Here is a 19,966-nt window from a genome sequence, read left to right as displayed (position 1 = left end):
CCTATTCTTTCTAACTTTTATCATTGACCTATAATCATCATAAAAATTTTCGCTAAATTCGTGTAAAATAATTTTTGATGAATATTCTTTTATTAGAAGACGATCTCATTCTTTCTGCAGAGCTTTGCCGGTTTTTGGAATCCAATAATTTCACCTGTGATAAAATCTATGATGGAGAAACTTTTCTTCGCCAGATTAAAAATAATTCCTACGATCTGTATCTGTTAGATATTAATGTTCCCAAAATAAACGGGTTGGATGTTTGCCAGACCATTCGTTCTTTTGATAAAAGTACTCCCATTATTATCATTTCCGCTTATGGGGATATCTCAGATAAAAAGGATGCTTTTACCCGATTGGCTGATGATTACCTGGTAAAACCTTTCCAGTTTGAAGAACTTCTGTTAAGAATTAATTCTTTATTGAGAAGAAAGATGCCTTCAGATACTTCAGACCAGGACATTATCAGAGTAGATGATCTTATCATCAACAAAACGGAACAAAAAGTGTATCGTGGAGGAAATGAAATAACCCTTACTTTAAAAGAATTCCAATTATTGGTTTATCTGGCAGAAGCGCAGGGCAGAACTGTTTCCAAACAGCAGATCACTGAGCATGTATGGGAGCATAATTTTAATACCAATACCAATACGGTAGAGGTTTACATCAATTTTTTAAGAAAGAAGATCGATAAAGATTTTAAAATAAAACTTATCCATACCCGCTCAGGTTTCGGATACTATCTAAGTCCATTGTAAATGTCTTTAAAAAGAAAGATAGCTTTAACCATCAGTATCGCCTTTTCATTGCTTTTTGGAATGGTGATGGCAGTAATTTATTTATCTTTCAATGATTTCAGAAGAGATGAGTTTAAAGAAAGGTTCAGGCAACGATTAGAATTTACCACTCATTTTATTTCCAAGTCTAAAGATTTTGAGGAAGAAGCACCTATTTTTTTCAATGAAAATTCAGATAATATTCTTTTGAATGAGAAGATTTTAATCTTCAATGATAAGAAAGAATTAATCTACAGCACTATTAAAGATCGTAATGTTACCTGGGACAGTGCAATGCTGAAGGAGCTGGATAAAAAGAAAATTATTTACACTGAAAAAACGGTTCCTGAAATCTATGCAGCCCTGAGAAATATTAATGGAGAAAATTATTATATTCTTACCAGTGCCTTTGATACCAATGGAAAATCCAAGTTGGGATTTCTGAAATATCTCTTGATTACTGCGTATGCTATGAGTACTCTTCTTATAGGATTTTTCAGTTATTATTTTGTGGAAAAATTTCTTCGTCCTTTGGAAGACCTGAATAAAGAAATCTCGGAAGTTACAGCGCATAAGTTAACAACTCAGATTCCTGTTCAGGAGTCTGATGATGAAGTAAATGTTCTTGCAAAATCTTTCAATACGATGATTGTCCGGCTTAATGATGTTTTTCAGTCTCAAAAAGATTTTACAGCCAGTGCATCTCATGAAATCAGAACTCCTATTACCAGAATGGCTTTTCAATTGGAAAACCTGATTAAATTTGAGGAACATTCCCCAAAAACCTTGTCCTCTTTACAGCAGATCCAACGTGATGTATACCAGTTATCAGACCTTACCAACTCACTACTCTTACTTACTAAATTTGATAAAGAAAATATTCAGAGCATTTATGAGGAAGTGAGAATAGATGAAGTGATTTTTGAAGCTTTTGAAGGGGTGGAAAAAAGCTATCCTGAGCTTAAACTGGATTTTCTTATTGCCGAGGAAACTTCTGAAAATGCTTTTCTTACCATTAGCGGTATCCAATCATTATTGGTGATTGTCTTTATTAATCTATTCAAAAATGCAGCCGTTTATTCTGATAATACAGAAGTAAAGGTCCTAATTACGGAGACCAATGATAACCTTAGTGTTGATGTGATTTCCCATGGTGCTACTATTTCTGAAGAAGAGCAGGCTAAACTATTTGAAGCTTTTACAAGAGGAAATAATGCCCAGAATATTTCCGGTTCTGGCTTAGGGCTTAGAATTGTTAAAAGAATTCTGGAATATCATGATGCTGAAATTGTGTATACTTCTCCTGATGAGTACATGAATAAATTCACTGTAATTTTCAAGAAATAAATTTAAGGACTATTTATTATCTTAAAAGCTGTTGCCGTTTTTGTTAAACCCGGGATTAAATTCTTTGCTAAAATTCAATGATTGGAGAAAAATTTTAATTTTCAAGCCCCTTTAATCCTATGTGAAAGCGCCTCTTTAAAGCGATTTTAATAATTTTTTAAGCCTCATTTAAGTTTCTTTTAATCACATCCCAGCAATTTTGTAATTTAAAAAGAAAATAATGAACAGAATTGCAGTGCTGTGTTTTGCCATTTCCTCATTCATGGCAGCACAACAGAAAATGTCTCTTTTGGATTGCGAGGAAGCTTTTCAGAAGAACAATCTCCAGCTGCTCGCCGAACAATACAACATCAATATGGCTGATGCTGATATTCTGCAGGCAAAAATCTGGGAACTGCCTCAGCTGAGCGGGCAGTTCAATGCTTATAACCCTCAGGATAAAAAGTTTTTTGATGTAGGGCATTCAAAAGGAGCAGGCATTACCCAATTGATCTATATGGGTGGCAAAAAGAAAAATGAAATTGCTTTTGCAAAATCTAACAAAGAATTGGCACAGCTTCAGTTTTCCCAGCTTTTGGTGGATCTGAGAGCCCAGCTTCGTACCACTTATTTTAATCTTTACTACGAAAAATTAAAGCTTGAAAATACAGATAAGCAATTAGGGTATATGAATGATCTGCTAAGCGCCTATCGTGTGCAGTCTGCTAAAGGAAATGTTTCACTTAAAGATGCGGTGAGGCTTCAAAGTCTGGTTATTCAGCTGAACCATGACAAACTTGAGATCAATAAAAATATTCTTGGTTTTGAACAGAATTTAAAAGTTCTTACCGGAATTTCGGAAGATATAGAACCATTAATGCCGGAATCTGAGGCTAAGGAAGCATTAGCCAGCCAGCCTTTTGGAGATGAAGAAGAGCTTAAAAGTAAAGCCCTGGAGAATAATGCAGATTATCGGTATAACTTAAAATTAATTGATAACAGTAAGCTTTATGCCCAATGGCAGAAATCATTGAATGTACCGGATATTAATGTGGGTGCAGCATGGGACCAGGCAGGAGGAACTTTTAATAACGAAGCCAACCTGACATTGGGAATTCCTTTACCACTATGGAGGGTGAACCAGGGAAATGTGGAAAAAGCCAATTATGCCATTCAGCAGAATCAAAAAAACGCAGACTTTCAGAAACTGACCCTTGAAACTAAAGTACAGGCGGCTTATAAAACCTGGAAGGCACAATACGATCAGTTAGCGGATATCAAAACAACAGATCTCCAGAATATGGATCTGGTTTATAATGGGATGATGACCAACTTTAGAAAAGGAAATATCAATCTTATTGAATTTACAGATTTTATGGACAGCTACCGGACAACAGCTCTTCAGATCTACGATATGAAAAATGAGATCATGCAGGCGGCAGAACAACTTAATCAATTAGTACAAACGAAAATCTTCTATTAAACAATGAAAACTTATATTATCCCGCTATTGATGATCTTATCATTAATGGCCTGCTCAAAAAAGGAGGAAGAAAAAGACAATCCAACCAAAAAAGGGTTTGAGCTTAGCAATACCATGCTGAACTCTATTTCGCTGGCAAAGGTTGAAAAAAAGAATATAGAAGATGAATATAGTTTTTATGGAAAGATCTCTGCAGATAAAAACAGCTATATAGACGTTTATCCACTGGTAGGAGGAAATGTTATGAGTGTAAATGTTGAGCTTGGAGATTATGTAAGAAAAGGACAGGTATTAGCTACTATCAGAAGTACAGAGCTCGCCGAAATTCAAAAGGATGTAAGCGATGCCAAAACAGACCTCGTCGTAGCCAAAAACAACCTTAGGGTCGCCAAAGAACTTTATGAAGGAAAACTGAATACGGAAAGAGATGTACTGGAAGCAAAAAGCCAGTTGCAGAAAGCCGAAGACCAGTTACAGAGGGCCACAGCTGTGAGTACTGTTTATAACGTTAAATCAGGAAATATATACAGTGTAGTAGCACCTATTAACGGTTATATTGTTCAGAAAAGTATCAATAAAGACATGCAGCTGAGAAGCGACCGTAGTGACAATATCTTTGATGTTGCCAATACTACCAATGTATGGGCAATTATGAATGTTAACGAATCGGATATAGACAAGATCAGCCTGGGAATGAAAGCTCAGGTATCTACACTTTCTTACCCGGACAAGGTTTTTGATGGGAAAATTGATAAAATATTTAAAATCATTGATCCGCAAACTAATGCCATGCAGGCAAGAGTGGTTCTGGATAATGCCAATGGGCTTTTGATCCCTGAGAGTAAAGCAACAATAAAAGTTTCCAGCCTGGAAAGCAATACAATGCTGACTGTTCCTTCTAAAGCGGTAATTTTTGATGATAACAAAAGTTTTGTGGTAGTTTTTAAATCCAGAACAGATGTAAAAGTAAGAGAAGTAAAAGTACAGAAGCAGGTAGGAGAGGTTACTTATATTGCAGATGGTCTTAAAGAGGGTGAAGAGGTGATTACCAATAATCAACTTTTAATATACCGCTCTCTGAACAGTTGAAAAAGAGAGTGATTTAAAATAAATTCTTTCAACGGCTTTTTTAGGTCATCAATGTATCTGTCATGAATAAATTCATAAAAAATATAATTGCTTTTTCGCTAAAAAATAAAGCATTTACCTTTATCTGGGTAGCTATTTTAGCGATTTCCGGGTTCATAAGTTTCAAAAACATGCCCATTGAAGCTTTTCCGGATGTTACCAATACCCAGATTGTTATCATTACCCAATGGAATGGGCGCAGTGCAGAAGAAGTAGAACGTTTTGTTACTACCCCCATAGAATTGGCGATGAGCCCGGTTCAGAAGAAAACCAGTGTGAGAAGCACCACAATGTTTGGACTTTCCATTGTTAAAATTCTGTTTGATGATGGGGTGGATGATACTTTTGCCAGAAATCAGGTCAATAACCAGTTAAGAACCATTAGCCTTCCTGATGAGGTAGATCCTGAAGTGCAGCCACCCTACGGGCCAACCGGGGAAATTTTCAGATATACGCTGGAAAGCAAAACCAAAGATTCCCGTAAACTGCTGACCTTGCAAAACTGGGTAATAGACCGTGCTTTAAGAGGCGTGCCAGGAGTAGCGGATATCAATGTTTTTGGTGGACAGGACAAAGTATTTGAATTAAGTATTGATCCCAGAGCACTGGATAAATATAATCTGACACCACTTCAGGTGTATGATGCCGTTACCAAGAGTAACCTGAATGTTGGGGGAGACGTTATTGAAAAGAACGGCCAGGCTTATGTGGTAAGAGGAATCGGTTTGGTAAAATCTATTACAGATATCGGAAATATTACCATTCAGAATGACAGTGGAAATCCAGTCTTGGTAAAAAATGTAGCAGAAGTTCATGAGAGCTCAATGCCCAGAGTAGGACAGGCAGCTTTGAATCACCATGATGATACTGTAGAAGGAATTGTGGTGATGAGAAAAGGAGAGAACCCAAGAGAAGTCTTGGTAGGAGTAAAAGCTAAGATTAAAGAACTGAACGAAAAAATTCTCCCGAAAGATGTAAAAATGGTGACTTTCTACGACAGGGATAATCTGATGGATTTCACCACCCACACCGTAATGCACAATTTAATTGAAGGAATTGTATTGGTAACCGTTATCGTTCTGATCTTTATGGCGGATTGGAGAACAACTTTAATTGTTTCCATTATCATTCCTTTATCCTTATTATTTGCATTTTTGTGTTTAAAGCTGGCAGGAATGAGTGCCAACCTGCTTTCTCTGGGAGCAGTAGACTTCGGGATCATCATAGACGGAGCCGTCGTCATGGTAGAAGGACTCTTTGTAATGCTCGATCATAAGGCGCATAAATATGGAATGGAAAAATTCAACAAACTGGCAAAAGGAGGTTGGATTAAACAAACCGGAACGGGACTTGGAAAAGCAATTTTCTTCTCTAAACTGATTATCATTACCTCTCTGATTCCAATTTTCTCATTCCAGAAAGTGGAAGGAAAAATGTTCTCTCCTTTAGCCTTTACTTTAGGATTTGCATTAATGGGAGCGTTGATATTTACATTAACCCTGGTTCCTGTTCTTTCCCATATTCTTTTAAATAAAAATGTAAGAGAAAAAAATAACCCGTTTGTTAATTTCTGGGACAGAATTGTCTTAAAAGGCTTCAACGTAACTTTTAAACATAAAAAGACAAGCATGATCGTTGCGATCTCTTTTTTGGCGCTGACATTATTCTCAGGAAAGTTCCTGGGAACAGAATTCCTGCCACAGCTGAATGAAGGTTCACTCTGGATCACCGCAGAAATGCCGATGAGTTCCTCATTAAAAGAGTCCCTGAAAACAGCTGACCTTTTGAAAAAAGATATAATGAGTTTCTCAGAAGTAACCGATGTTCTGGCGCAGACAGGAAGAAGTAATGATGGTACGGACCCGAATGGATTCGGATTTGTACAGTTCGCCGTAAACCTTAAACCAAGAGAAGAATGGAAACGCAAGATCACCTATGATGAACTCATTAATGAAATAGATAAAAAACTCAGAAGCTACCAGGGAATCACCTTCAATTATTCCCAGCCCATTTCTGATAACGTAGCAGAGGCTGTAGCCGGCTTTAAAGCCGAAAACGGAATCAAGATTTATGGGGATAACTTAGAAACCTTAGATAAGTTAGCTCATGAGGTTTTATTAAAAATTAAAGATGTTGAAGGAGTAAAAGATCCGGGTATTATTAAAAATATCGGCCAGCCTGAAGTCAGCGTGGTTTTAGACAGGGATAAAATGGCAGCTTACGGAGTAATGCCGGCTGATGCTCAGGCAGTATTGGAGATGGCTTTTGGTGGGAAAACCGCTTCGGAAATGTTTGACGGAGAAAGAAAATTCCCGATCCGTCTCCGTTACTCGCAGGAGTACAGAACAAATGAAAATGATATTGCTGCATTGATGGTGCCCACGCAGGACGGAGCTAAAATTCCTTTAAAAGAGATCAGTACTATTGTTAAAGATAATGGAGCTGCCTTTATTTACAGAGATAATATTAAAAGATATATTGGAGTAAAATTCTCGATTCGTGACCGTGACCTGGGAAGTACTATTGCCGATGCTCAGAAAAAAGTAGCCACTATTGAACTTCCGGATGGATATTCTATAGGGTGGACAGGTCAGTTTGAAAACCAGCAGCGTGCGTCACACAGATTGGCTCAGGTAGTTCCGGTAAGCATTCTCATGATATTCTTCCTTCTGTTCATCCTGTTCGGAAATATGAAGGATTCTCTTCTTGTATTGGCGAATGTTCCGTTTGCTCTCATTGGTGGCATTATTGCCTTGCATGTTACCGGGATCAATTTCGGGATCTCTGCAGGAGTAGGAATGATAGCCCTACTGGGAATCTGTATACAGAACGGAGTTATCCTCATTACGGAATTCCATCAGAATGTTAAAAGCGGGATGGATATAGATAATGCCATACTAAGCGGAGTAAAATCAAGAACCAGACCTGTAATTATGACAGCCCTTATGGCGTCTATTGGATTGATGCCGGCAGCATTGTCTACGGGGATCGGGTCTGAATCCCAAAAGCCATTAGCTATTGTAATTATTGGAGGGCTTATCACTGCTACCGTACTTACACTGCTTATTTTCCCAATCATTTTCTGGATTTTTAACAGGACTAAAAGGCTAAGTCAAGCCTGATTATCTTTCATTTTATATATTAATTGAGCCTGAAATATTCTGTATTTCAGGCTTTTCTGTAAGTGAAGCTGTAAAAGGTTCCAGAAACATTTTTTCAATCCGGAAAATTGTGTAAATTTGCAGTCTCAATGCATCGAAATATAAGGTTTGTCCTTCATCGGATGAGAATATTGAAAGTTTTTTTAATAAAAAGTTTTTGGTATTTAAAAATTCATTATATTTGCACACCGAAAATTTGAAAAACAATAAATAAATAATTTTAAATCATGGCAAAGGAAACGTTTAATCGTAACAAACCACACTTGAACATTGGTACTATTGGTCACGTTGACCATGGTAAAACTACTCTTACAGCTGCTATTTCTGCTGTATTAGCTAGCAAAGGTCTTGCTGAGAAAAAAGACTTCTCTTCAATTGACTCTGCTCCAGAAGAAAAAGAAAGAGGGATCACTATCAATACTGCTCACATTGAGTACGAAACTGAAAAAAGACACTATGCTCACGTTGACTGTCCAGGTCACGCCGACTATGTTAAGAACATGGTAACTGGTGCTGCTCAGATGGATGGAGCTATCGTAGTATGTGCTGCAACTGATGGTCCAATGCCTCAAACTAGAGAACATATCCTACTTTGCCGTCAGGTAAACGTACCTAAGATCGTTGTTTTCATGAACAAAGTTGACATGGTGGATGATCCAGAATTGTTAGAGCTTGTTGAAATGGAACTTAGAGATCTATTAGCTACTTATGACTTTGATGGAGATAACTCTCCAGTAATCCAAGGTTCAGCTCTTGGAGCACTTACTGCAGCTACTGAAGGTAACTCAGAAGATAAGTGGTTCAAAACTGTTGAAGCTTTAATGGATGCGGTTGATGAGTGGATTGACGAGCCAGTAAGAGATACTGAAAAGCCATTCTTGATGCCAATCGAAGACGTATTCTCTATTACAGGTAGAGGTACTGTAGCAACAGGTAGAATCGAGTCTGGTGTTATCAACACTGGTGATCCAGTTGATATCGTTGGTATGGGTGAAGAAAAATTAACTTCTACAATTACAGGAGTTGAGATGTTCAGAAAAATCCTAGACAGAGGTGAAGCTGGTGATAACGTAGGTCTATTGTTGAGAGGTATTGAAAAAACTGACATCAAGAGAGGTATGGTTATCGCTAAGAAAGATTCTGTGAAGCCACACAAAAAATTCAAAGCATCTGTTTATATCCTTTCTAAAGAAGAAGGTGGACGTCACACTCCATTCCACAACAAATACCGTCCTCAGTTCTACGTAAGAACTACTGACGTTACAGGTGAGATCTTCTTACCAGAAGGTGTAGAAATGGTAATGCCTGGTGATAACTTAGAGATCACTGTAGAATTGTTACAACCAATCGCTCTTAACGAGGGTCTTAGATTCGCGATCAGAGAAGGAGGTAGAACAGTTGGATCTGGTCAGGTTACTGAAATCTTAGATTAATATCTTAAAATATAAAAAGCTTCCGTAAGGAACTTCTTTACGGAGCTTTTTAATCTACGGGCATCGTCCAATGGTAGGATACCGGTCTCCAAAACCGTTGATCAGGGTTCGAATCCTTGTGCCCGTGCAAATATAAATTATGAGTTCATTTGTCGATTTTTTAAAAGGTTCTTATAACGAATTCAGACATAAAGTTGAATGGCCAAAATGGGCTGACCTTCAGTCGTCTACAATCGTAGTGACTATTGCGACAGTGATTCTGGCATTATTTACTTTTGGAGTTGATGAATTGTTTTCCAAAGCAATCAGCAACATCATTGGAATGCTAATCAACTTGTTCAATTAATTAAAAGTATTTTCCCATAATGAGCGAATTGAAATGGTATGTGCTGAAAGCAATCAGCGGACAGGAAAATAAAGTGAAAAACTATATTGAGACAGAAATCAAACGTCTAGGGTTTGAGCAGTACGTTACTCAAGTGGTTATTCCTATGGAAAAGGTAATCCAAATTAGAAACGGTAAAAAAGTTCCTAAAGAAAGACCTTACTATCCTGGATACTTGATGATTGAAGCTGACCTGATGGGAGAGATTCCTCATGTTATCAAAAATATCCCCGGAGTTATTTCTTTCTTAAGTTTAACAAAAGGAGGCGATCCTGTTCCAATGAGAAAATCAGAAGTGAACAGAATGCTTGGAAGAATGGATGAGCTTTCAGAATTTGCAAGTGATGTTGAGATTCCATATGTAGTGGGTGAAAACGTAAAAGTGATCGATGGTCCTTTCAACGGATTCAATGGTACAGTTGAGAAGATTCTTGAAGACAAAAAGAAAATTGAAGTTTCTGTATTGATCTTCGGTAGAAAGACCCCAATGGAACTAAGCTATATGCAAGTAGAAAAAGTATAACATTTACTTATAAAATATAAAGAGACTGCTGTTAAGCAGTCTTTTTTTTGTATACATATTCCAAATTAGGAGCAGACTGACGGAAACTTCCGGTAAATGAAAACAATTCCCCTTTCATCCACCGAAGCTAATGGTTTATACTAAAAAGTGGTTTTTAAGAGTTGAGTAATGAACAATTAACATTCCATCCATTGGCTTAGCCCAAACAATGTAGGCCATATAATGAATTCAATAATCAGATTTAAATATTTATTAAGAACTTTTCTTTCTTAAATTTTATTATTGTTAAAAAGGGATCTTGTTTTATATCTTAAATTTAATTTTCAATAAAATTAATAGGGTTATTTTATTAATAGTGTAATAACGGATCTGGGGTATTGGCTTCTACACAGTGTATTACCTGAATTTAATAGTCACTGTTATGGGATAACAGTTGATTTTCTCTTTGTTTAAAGTTTTTTTTAAAGCTAAATCTACTTTTGATGGCATAGTTCTTGTAACTTATTCGGCAATTAACCCATAAAACTTATTGTTTTTCTCATTTAGTGCACTTTTTACAGTTGTACAGAACATCTTTTGTGTTTTTTAATTAAAAACCTGAGTTGTGAGTAATGAGATGTGGTGGACATAGATTTATAGCAAACACATAACCGAAAAATGACAAAAATTATTTCGATGATCCTTTTATTAGGATCAGCAGTATTTATTAATGCCCAAGTTGGAATTAATACTGCGAAACCCGAGAAAGAACTAACGGTGAACGGAACAATGAAAACATCCGGTATTGTTTTCAAAAAACCAATGGAGAAATTGGGTGCAGATGAAAACTATACTTTTATTATTAAGTCTCCGGCACCTGAAAATAAAATTACGGCTTATAATGATTCCTTTGTGCCGAATTCTCCGGCACCCATCAATATCATTCAGTTTAAAATAGCCTGCGATCCCTCAGATAAGGACTGGGTAAGAGAGTTTGATACAAAGATCAATTCAAAAAAATTCTTAGTGGTGATTTCTTCTTTCGGATTTACTCAGCCCGTAAGAACAAATACGGCAGACTGGTTGACTCCGGTTCCACAGATCTTTGCGTATTCAACAAACGGAACATGGAAATTAAAAGCCGACTATGAGGGATTCACTCCAACATCAAATTTGCCTACTGGAGAATGGACTTTGAATTTGTTGGTGTATGACAGGTCTTATGCAAAGGAATTCAACTCAACTCAGGATCTTAGATCTTCTACAACCGGTGCTGCTGCAGCTCCTTTAATTCAATAAAACACTAAAAATGAAAAAAATTATATCGCTATTCTTTGTAGCTGCTGCCACATTAGGTTTGAAAGCTCAGATAGGAATTAATACAGCAAATCCAAAAGGAACTCTTGATGTAGAGGGGGAAACTCTGGTAGAATCTTATTTAATTGATACTGAAAATACAACAGCAAGAGGAAATTATTTATTGCTTACCCGCTCAAAAGATTCTTCTCCTGTAGGAAAAGTAAAGCTTCTGGATATTACCCTTCGAAATGTAGCACCGGTAAATATGTATACTGTAGTGTTAAAAAATGTGAAGCAGGATGAAGTAGTTAACCTGAATACAGGTTTAGATGCTGACAAATATGTTGTAGCAATTACGGGAGCTGTTTTTAGTGATGCTGTTTCTGCAACAACAACATCTACTTCAAGACTGTATGGTGCTTATTCTACTGAGGTAACTAAAGTACAGCAGGGAGGAAAGAATTATCAGGCTATTAATTTAAGTTTTAAGGGTGCAGGCACAGTGAATTCACAGAACGGAACCTGGACATTGACATTAAATGTATTTGAGAAATCTCTGGTAAAAGACTGGGGAACATTTCAAGGCTCAGTATCAGCTGCAGCTTCTTTTTCAGGAGTATCAACCAATACGCCTCTTGGGCTTCAATAATTAAACATGATAAGAAAAATTTATATTACAATGATGATAGGGCTGGGTGTACTTTTGAATGCCCAGACCGGGAAAGTAGGAATCAAAACAGATAAGCCTGCAGAAACACTTGATGTAAACGGAAAAACATATACCAATTCCCTGTACCTCAGAAATCCGGGTGAACCTACCATGACAGGAGGTAGCTTCCTGGCAACATCAGAAAACGCACTACAGCTTTACGATCCGAATTTAGAAAGCAGCGGACTATTCAATTATATTAAACTCAGCCTTACCAACGTATCGGGAGATGGAATTACTGATTATGATACTAAAATAGACGTCAATAACTTTTTGGTTGTACTCCATAATTATTCTTTTAAGCTTAATAACGGAAATACTACTGTGGTACTTGATTACGGGAACAATGGAGTAAATGATAATAAACAGGGATCTCCAGATGTAATAGCATTTAAAAGCAATGGTACCTGGCATATCAAGGCAAAATTTACAGACAGCAGAATTATTGCCAATACCTCTGCAGGCCTGGTAAGAAATTATAACAATTTTACAGTGGACCTTTATCTGATGGCTTACAAAAGACTTATTACAAAGCACAATATCAATGAAATTAATGCTGACCTGGGAGGAACTAACGGGTCTGCCCAAACGATTAATAAACCATCAGGTTTTTAATATAATAGCAATACATTTGATTTTAAGAAAACCAGATTATTAAAAACGATAGTCTGGTTTGTTATTTAGATTAATAATAGGCTGTTGGGGTTATTATTTAATTAAACTTTCTAGAAAATAAATAAAATGGTACAAAAACTTCTTTACAAACAGCAGGTCCTGTAAAGACAGAAAATAATAGAATCTAATTCTGGCCTTTTTTATACTATTTTTTTAAACTTTTTAAAAATCAGCAATATCCGTTTGTAGTTTCAAAAATATTTTATACTTTTGCAGTCCAAAAAGTAGGCTTATCATAGGTGAGTGCGATAACCTGCTGAATAATAAATGCTTCCAAACTCATTAATTATTCAAATTTAAAAAACAAACAATGGCTAAAAAAGTCTTTAAAATGGTAAAGCTTCAGGTGAAAGGTGGCGCAGCTAACCCTTCTCCACCAGTAGGTCCAGCATTGGGTTCTGCAGGTGTGAACATCATGGAGTTTTGTAAGCAATTTAACGGAAGAACCCAAGATAAGCCAGGGCAAGTTTTACCTGTAGTAATTACAGTATACGAAGACAAATCTTTTGAATTCGTTATTAAAACTCCACCTGCAGCTATCCAATTAATGGATGCGGCTAAGATCAAGGGAGGTTCTGGTGAACCAAACAGAAACAAAGTAGGTTCTGTAACTTGGGAACAAGTAAAGAAAATCGCTGAAGATAAAATGGCGGATCTTAACTGTTTTACAATGGACTCTGCAGTTTCTATGGTTGCAGGTACTGCTAGATCTATGGGATTAAGAGTAACAGGAACTAAACCAACTTTTAACGCTTAAAACTATTAGAAATGGCAAAATTGACTAAAAAGCAAAAGGAAGCTTTAAGCAAAGTAGAAAAAGGAAGATTCTATAACCTTGAAGAAGGTTCAGCTCTTGTAAAAGAAGTGAACACTGCAAAGTTTGATGCTTCTGTAGATATCGCTGTAAGATTAGGTGTAGACCCAAGAAAAGCTAACCAAATGGTAAGAGGTGTTGTATCTCTTCCTCACGGAACTGGTAAAGATGTTAAAGTTTTGGCTTTAGTAACTCCAGATAAAGAAGCAGAAGCTAAAGCTGCTGGTGCTGACTATGTAGGTCTTGACGAATATTTACAAAAAATTAAAGAAGGTTGGACAGACGTTGACGTTATCGTTACTATGCCAGCTGTAATGGGTAAATTAGGTCCATTAGGTAGAGTATTAGGTCCAAGAGGTTTAATGCCAAACCCTAAATCAGGAACTGTAACTATGGAAATTGGTAAAGCAGTAACTGAAGTGAAAGCAGGTAAAATTGATTTCAAAGTAGACAAGTATGGTATCATCCATGCTGGTATTGGTAAAGTATCTTTCGATGCTGCTAAGATCAAAGAAAATGCTCAGGAATTAATCCAGACATTGATCAAAATGAAACCAACTGCTGCTAAAGGAACTTATGTAAAGTCTATCTATCTGTCTTCTACAATGAGCCCAGGTATTGCAATTGATACTAAATCTGTTAACTAATATTTAATCCTAAGACAATGACAAAAGACCAAAAAGTTGTAGCGATACAAGAGATCAAAGATTTGCTTCAGGATGCAAAAGTAGTATACGTAGCAGATCTAGAAGGTTTGAACGCTGGTAAATCTTCAGATTTCAGAAGACAGGCTTTCAAGCAAAATATCAAAGTAAAAGTTGTAAAAAATACACTTTTACAAAAAGCAATGGAGCAAATTGAAGGAGTAGATTACTCTGAAATGTTCCCATCTTTCAAAGGAAACTCAGCATTAATGATTGCTGATACAGCTAATGCTCCTGCGAAACTTATCCAAGGATTCAGAAAGAAAGAAGAAAAGCCGGCTTTAAAATCTGCTTTTGTTCAGGAAACTTTCTATATTGGTGACAACAACCTAGACATGTTGGCTAACATCAAGTCTAGAGAAGAAATGATCGGTGAAATCATCGGATTACTTCAGTCTCCAATTCAAAGAGTTGTTTCTGCTCTTCAAAACAAACCTGAAACTGTAGAAGCTAAAGCTGAAGAAGCTGCTCCTGTAGTTGAAGAAACTCCTGCTGCTGAAGCTCCAGAATCTGCTGCAGAAAGCACTGAAGAAACAAGTGCTGAATAATTATACTCAAAAAATTAAATAAATAATCAACAAAAACATTACAACAATGTCAGATTTAAAAAATTTAGCTGAAACGCTAGTAAACCTAACTGTAAAAGACGTAAACGAATTAGCTGCTATCCTTAAGGATGAGTACGGAATTGAGCCAGCTGCTGCTGCTGTAGTAGTTGCAGGTGGAGCTGCAGGTGAAGCTGCTGAAGAAAAGACTGAATTCGATGTAATTCTTAAGTCTGCAGGTGCTTCTAAATTAGCTATCGTTAAATTAGTAAAAGATTTAACTGGTGCTGGTCTTAAAGAAGCTAAAGATATCGTAGACGGTGCTCCTGCTCCATTAAAGCAAGGTGTATCTAAAGACGAAGCTGAAGCTCTTAAGAAGCAATTAGAAGAAGCTGGTGCTGAAGTAGAATTGAAATAATTTCAATTTTATTATAAATATAAGAAGCCTGAGCAAATGCTCAGGCTTTTTTTGTTTTATATTTCTCCTCCTGAGTAAGCTGACACCTAATGAATATCAGGAATTAAAAAAAACAAAAACAAACTCAAAAGAGTTTACAGTATTGCTTTTACACTACAAGTAGTATCCTAGGTAGAAAGAGCGTTTATGATTATAAGCAAACCATAGAGTGATATGGTATATACGGTCACTGCTTACAGGAATTTCTATCATTAAGGTAGAAGCTCAATCGGCTGTAAAGTCTTATAAAGTTATTGTGAAATAATAATAAAGAAACTTAGTGTTGGTGAAGGGTTGCTCAGAAGCGAGCTGCTCTTTTTATTTTAATCGCCTCAAAATGAGAGAGATTATTTGTAATTGTGGATAACTTTTTGTATCTTTGCCCCTCTTTTGGCGCGAAAAATTGTTTGTAAATTTATAAAATACTGAAAATCAACTCTTTCATTGTGTAATAACATGGAAGGGATTTTGTGTTTATAGATATTACGGGTAATGCCGTCTCAAAAGTAAGAAAAATATTTTGCATTACGCTGTGAAAAGATATACCAGTGTTGCAGTTAGGAATCAGACTGTAAGAATAAAGAACAAAGAATAAGACTATTTCTGATAGCGCCAAATATCTCATGTCTTTTCTCTTTTCTCTTTGTTTTTCTTTTCTCTTCCTGATATTTTTAAATGAATCAAAATATTTTTTAACCCTTTCTTAAAAGTTTTATGAGTAAAACAAAATCAACAACTCAAGGAAATCCGAGAATTAATTTCTCATCAGCGAAAGGAAAAATTGTAACTCCGGACTTTTTGGACATCCAAATAGAGTCTTTTAAAGAATTTTTCCAGCTTGATACACTTCCTGAAGCCAGAAAGACAGAAGCTCTTTACAAGACTTTCCAAGAGAATTTCCCAATTACGGATTCAAGAAACCAATTCGTATTAGAATTCCTTGACTATCTGGTAGATTCTCCACGTTATTCAATTGATGAGTGTGTGGAAAGAGGACTTACTTATTCAGTTCCTCTAAAAGCAAGACTTAAATTGTATTGTACTGACCCGGAACACGAAGATTTCCAAACAGTGGTTCAGGATGTATATTTAGGTCCGGTTCCTTATATGACTCCTTCTGGTTCATTCATTATCAATGGAGCAGAGCGTGTAATCGTAACTCAGTTACACAGATCTCCGGGTGTATTCTTCGGACAGACTTACCACGCTAACGGAACCAAACTTTACTATTCAAGAATTATTCCTTTCAAAGGATCTTGGATGGAATTTACAACAGATATCAATAGCGTAATGTACGCGTATATCGACCGTAAGAAAAAGTTACCATTAACAACTTTATTAAGAGCTATCGGTTACGAATCTGATAAGGACATCCTTCAGATCTTCGACCTTGCTGAAGAAGTGAAAGTTTCTAAAGCAGCCCTTAAAAAAGTGGAAGGGAGAACATTGGCTGCGAGAGTATTGAACACATGGTTCGAAGACTTCGTAGACGAAGATACAGGGGAGGTAGTTTCTATCGAAAGAAACGAGATCATCCTGGATAGAGAAACCATCCTTGAAAAAGAACACTTAGATCTTATCCTGGATGCCGGTGTGAAATCAATCCTGATTCACAAAGAAAACAGCAATGAATTCTCTATCATTCAGAATACATTACAAAAAGACCCTACAAACTCTGAGAAAGAAGCTGTAGAGTACATCTATCGTCAGTTAAGAAACGCAGATCCACCAGATGAGGAAACTGCAAGAGGAATCATTGAAAAATTATTCTTCTCTGAGCAGAGATACTCTTTAGGTGAAGTAGGACGTTACAGACTAAACAAAAAGTTAGGTCTTAACATCCCAACTACAACTGAGGTTCTTACAAAAGAAGATATCATTGCAATCGTAAGACACTTAATCGAACTTGTAAACTCTAAAGCGGAGGTGGATGACATCGACCACTTATCTAACAGAAGAATTAAAACTGTTGGTGAGCAATTAGCAGGACAGTTCGGAGTAGGTCTTTCAAGAATTGCAAGAACAATCAAGGAGAGAATGAACGTTAGAGATAACGAAATCTTTACTCCGCTTGACCTTGTTAATGCTAAGACTTTAACATCTGTAATTAACTCATTCTTCGGTACCAACCAGCTATCTCAGTTCATGGACCAAACCAACCCTCTGTCTGAGATTACTCACAAGAGAAGATTATCGGCACTAGGGCCTGGTGGTTTATCAAGAGAAAGAGCAGGTTTCGAGGTTAGAGACGTTCACCATACCCACTACGGAAGAATCTGTCCGATTGAAACTCCGGAAGGACCAAACATCGGTTTGATTTCATCTTTAGGTATTTATGCGAAAATCAACAACCTTGGTTTCATCGAAACTCCATACAGAAAAGTAGAAAACGGTAAGATTGATCTTAACGCTGCTCCTATTTATCTGAATGCAGAAGACGAAGAAGCTAAAGTAATTGCTCAGGCAAACGTTGAATTGAGCGATAACGGTGAATTCGAAACAGACAGAATTATTGCAAGATTGGACGGTGATTATCCGGTAGTAGAACCTAACCAGGTTGACCTTATCGACGTAGCTCCTAACCAGATTTCCGGTATCTCCGCTTCATTAATTCCATTCCTGGAGCATGATGATGCGAACCGTGCATTGATGGGATCTAACATGATGCGTCAGGCCGTTCCTCTATTGAAGCCACAGGCTCCAATCGTTGGTACAGGGCTTGAGCAGCAGGTTGCAAGAGATTCAAGAATCTTAATTAACGCTGAAGGTACAGGTACTGTAGAGTACGTAGATGCTGACAGAATCGTTATTAAGTATGAAAGAAGTGAGGACGAAGATTTAGTACAATTCGAGTCTGCTACTAAAACATATAACCTTACTAAGTTCAGAAAAACCAACCAGAGTACAACCATTACCCTAAGACCAAACGTAAGAGTAGGTGATGTAGTGGAAAAAGGACAGGTACTTTGCGACGGTTATGCTACTGAAAAAGGAGAATTGGCTCTTGGTAGAAACTTAGTGGTAGCGTTCATGCCTTGGAAAGGATACAACTTCGAGGATGCGATCGTAATCAACGAAAAAGTTGTGCGTGAAGACTGGTTTACTTCAATTCACGTAGATGAATATTCTCTTGAAGTTCGTGATACCAAATTAGGAATGGAAGAGCTTACAGCAGATATTCCAAACGTATCTGAAGAAGCTACCAAAGATCTTGACGAGAACGGTATGATCAGAATTGGTGCTGAAGTGAAGCCTGGGGATATCATGATTGGTAAAATTACTCCAAAAGGTGAATCTGACCCAACTCCTGAAGAAAAACTCCTTAGAGCAATCTTCGGTGATAAAGCTGGTGATGTGAAGGATGCTTCATTGAAAGCTGACTCATCATTAAGAGGTGTGGTTATCAACAAGAAATTGTTTTCCAGAAACATTAAAGACAAAAAGAAAAGAACTGAAGAAAAACTTAAGCTTGAAGAAATTGAAAACACTTACAAGGCTAAGTTTGACGAGTTGAGAAATACTTTAATTGAAAAATTAAATACACTGGTAAGCGGTAAAACTTCTCAGGGGGTACATAATGACCTTGACGAAGAGATCATCGGTAAAGGTGTGAAATTCACTCACAAGTTATTAACTTCAGTTGAAGATTATGTAAACGTTAGCGGTGCAGACTGGACAGTAGACGCTGACAAGAATGAATTGATCAAACAATTGATTCATAATTACAAAATCAAATATAACGACATCCAGGGAGTTAAAAACCGTGAGAAATTTGCAATTTCAATCGGAGACGAGCTTCCGGCGGGTATCATGAAGCTGGCTAAAGTTTACATTGCTAAGAAACGTAAACTGAATGTAGGGGATAAGATGGCAGGACGTCACGGTAACAAAGGTATCGTATCAAGAATCGTTCGTGAAGAAGATATGCCATTCCTTGAAGACGGAACACCGGTAGATATCGTATTGAATCCACTTGGGGTACCTTCGCGTATGAACATCGGACAGATCTATGAAACAGTTCTTGGATGGGCTGGTCAGAAATTAGGAATGAAGTTCGCTACACCAATCTTCGATGGAGCAACTCTTGATCAGATTACTGAATATACAGAGAAAGCTGGTCTTCCTAAATTCGGTCACACTTACCTTTATGATGGTGGTACCGGAGAAAGATTTACTCAGGCAGCGACTGTAGGTGTTATTTACATGCTGAAACTAGGACATATGGTTGATGACAAAATGCACGCACGTTCTATTGGTCCTTACTCATTGATTACTCAGCAGCCGTTAGGAGGTAAAGCTCAGTTCGGAGGTCAGAGATTCGGAGAGATGGAGGTTTGGGCACTTGAAGCATTCGGTGCATCTAACATCCTGAGAGAGATCCTTACTGTGAAGTCGGATGACGTGATTGGTAGAGCAAAAACTTATGAAGCCATTGCTAAGGGTGAATCTATGCCTGAACCAGGTATTCCGGAATCATTCAACGTACTACTTCACGAGTTACAAGGTCTTGGATTAGACGTAAGATTGGAGGAGTAAATTAAAGATTTAATTACTAACAATTAAAGAATT

At 37.1% G+C, this 19,966-nt stretch carries 16 protein-coding genes and 1 tRNA gene; all 17 read left to right on the top strand.

All coding sequences use genetic code 11. The features are described from left to right. The first annotated feature begins 77 nt into the window (after positions 1 to 77). The 17 genes from EG339_RS02440 (at position 78) to rpoB (ending at position 19,933) form a co-directional block, all read left to right on the top strand. Positions 78 to 758: a response regulator transcription factor gene (locus EG339_RS02440; RefSeq protein WP_066697964.1), complete on the top strand. Its 681-nt coding sequence runs from the start codon at positions 78 to 80 to the stop codon at positions 756 to 758. Beyond that, a complete protein-coding gene (locus tag EG339_RS02435; RefSeq protein WP_123868711.1) occupies positions 759 to 2,123 on the top strand; it encodes a sensor histidine kinase in 1,365 nt (454 codons plus the stop codon). Positions 2,124 to 2,343: 220 nt separating this feature from the next. Further along, positions 2,344 to 3,585, top strand: coding sequence for a TolC family protein (locus tag EG339_RS02430; RefSeq protein WP_123868710.1), 1,242 nt, complete (start codon positions 2,344 to 2,346; stop codon positions 3,583 to 3,585). Positions 3,586 to 3,588: 3 nt separating this feature from the next. Next, a complete protein-coding gene (locus tag EG339_RS02425) occupies positions 3,589 to 4,674 on the top strand; it encodes an efflux RND transporter periplasmic adaptor subunit (protein ID WP_123868709.1) in 1,086 nt (361 codons plus the stop codon). Positions 4,675 to 4,736: 62 nt separating this feature from the next. Continuing rightward, positions 4,737 to 7,835 (top strand): efflux RND transporter permease subunit, encoded by a 3,099-nt coding sequence (locus EG339_RS02420; RefSeq protein WP_123868708.1) that lies wholly within the window; start codon positions 4,737 to 4,739, stop codon positions 7,833 to 7,835. Positions 7,836 to 8,101: 266 nt separating this feature from the next. Next, positions 8,102 to 9,307 carry an elongation factor Tu gene (gene tuf, locus EG339_RS02415; protein WP_123868707.1) on the top strand — a complete coding sequence of 402 codons (1,206 nt, stop codon included), beginning with the start codon at positions 8,102 to 8,104 and terminating at the stop codon, positions 9,305 to 9,307. A 56-nt stretch (positions 9,308 to 9,363) separates the two neighbouring features. Beyond that, positions 9,364 to 9,434, top strand: a tRNA-Trp gene (locus EG339_RS02410). Between the two features lie 12 nt (positions 9,435 to 9,446). Next, positions 9,447 to 9,653 carry a preprotein translocase subunit SecE gene (gene secE, locus EG339_RS02405; protein WP_002976410.1) on the top strand — a complete coding sequence of 69 codons (207 nt, stop codon included), beginning with the start codon at positions 9,447 to 9,449 and terminating at the stop codon, positions 9,651 to 9,653. 19 nt (positions 9,654 to 9,672) lie between these two features. Further along, positions 9,673 to 10,215: a transcription termination/antitermination protein NusG gene (gene nusG / locus EG339_RS02400; protein WP_002976412.1), complete on the top strand. Its 543-nt coding sequence runs from the start codon at positions 9,673 to 9,675 to the stop codon at positions 10,213 to 10,215. Positions 10,216 to 10,872: 657 nt separating this feature from the next. Continuing rightward, a complete protein-coding gene (locus EG339_RS02395) occupies positions 10,873 to 11,493 on the top strand; it encodes a hypothetical protein (protein WP_123868706.1) in 621 nt (206 codons plus the stop codon). A 10-nt stretch (positions 11,494 to 11,503) separates the two neighbouring features. Then, positions 11,504 to 12,142, top strand: coding sequence for a hypothetical protein (locus EG339_RS02390; RefSeq protein WP_123868705.1), 639 nt, complete (start codon positions 11,504 to 11,506; stop codon positions 12,140 to 12,142). 6 nt (positions 12,143 to 12,148) lie between these two features. Beyond that, positions 12,149 to 12,817, top strand: coding sequence for a hypothetical protein (locus tag EG339_RS02385; RefSeq protein ID WP_123868704.1), 669 nt, complete (start codon positions 12,149 to 12,151; stop codon positions 12,815 to 12,817). Positions 12,818 to 13,187: 370 nt separating this feature from the next. Next, positions 13,188 to 13,634: a 50S ribosomal protein L11 gene (rplK, locus tag EG339_RS02380; RefSeq protein ID WP_047099700.1), complete on the top strand. Its 447-nt coding sequence runs from the start codon at positions 13,188 to 13,190 to the stop codon at positions 13,632 to 13,634. A gap of 11 nt (positions 13,635 to 13,645) precedes the next feature. After that, entirely contained in the window at positions 13,646 to 14,338 is a 693-nt protein-coding gene (gene rplA / locus EG339_RS02375) for a 50S ribosomal protein L1 (RefSeq protein ID WP_066693832.1), read from the top strand. 17 nt (positions 14,339 to 14,355) lie between these two features. Then, positions 14,356 to 14,943, top strand: a complete 588-nt coding sequence (gene rplJ, locus EG339_RS02370) for a 50S ribosomal protein L10 (RefSeq protein WP_123868703.1) — start codon at positions 14,356 to 14,358, stop codon at positions 14,941 to 14,943. Between the two features lie 46 nt (positions 14,944 to 14,989). Beyond that, on the top strand, positions 14,990 to 15,358 hold the full coding sequence (gene rplL / locus EG339_RS02365; RefSeq protein ID WP_066693827.1) for a 50S ribosomal protein L7/L12: 369 nt from the start codon (positions 14,990 to 14,992) through the stop codon (positions 15,356 to 15,358). 753 nt (positions 15,359 to 16,111) lie between these two features. Then, complete coding sequence (gene rpoB, locus EG339_RS02360) at positions 16,112 to 19,933, top strand: DNA-directed RNA polymerase subunit beta (RefSeq protein ID WP_123868702.1); 3,822 nt, start codon at positions 16,112 to 16,114, stop codon at positions 19,931 to 19,933. Positions 19,934 to 19,966: the final 33 nt, after the last annotated feature.

The sequence above is a fragment of the Chryseobacterium bernardetii genome (assembly GCF_003815975.1).
Taxonomy (GTDB): domain Bacteria; phylum Bacteroidota; class Bacteroidia; order Flavobacteriales; family Weeksellaceae; genus Chryseobacterium; species Chryseobacterium bernardetii.
This window is presented reverse-complemented; position numbering and strand designations above follow the sequence as displayed.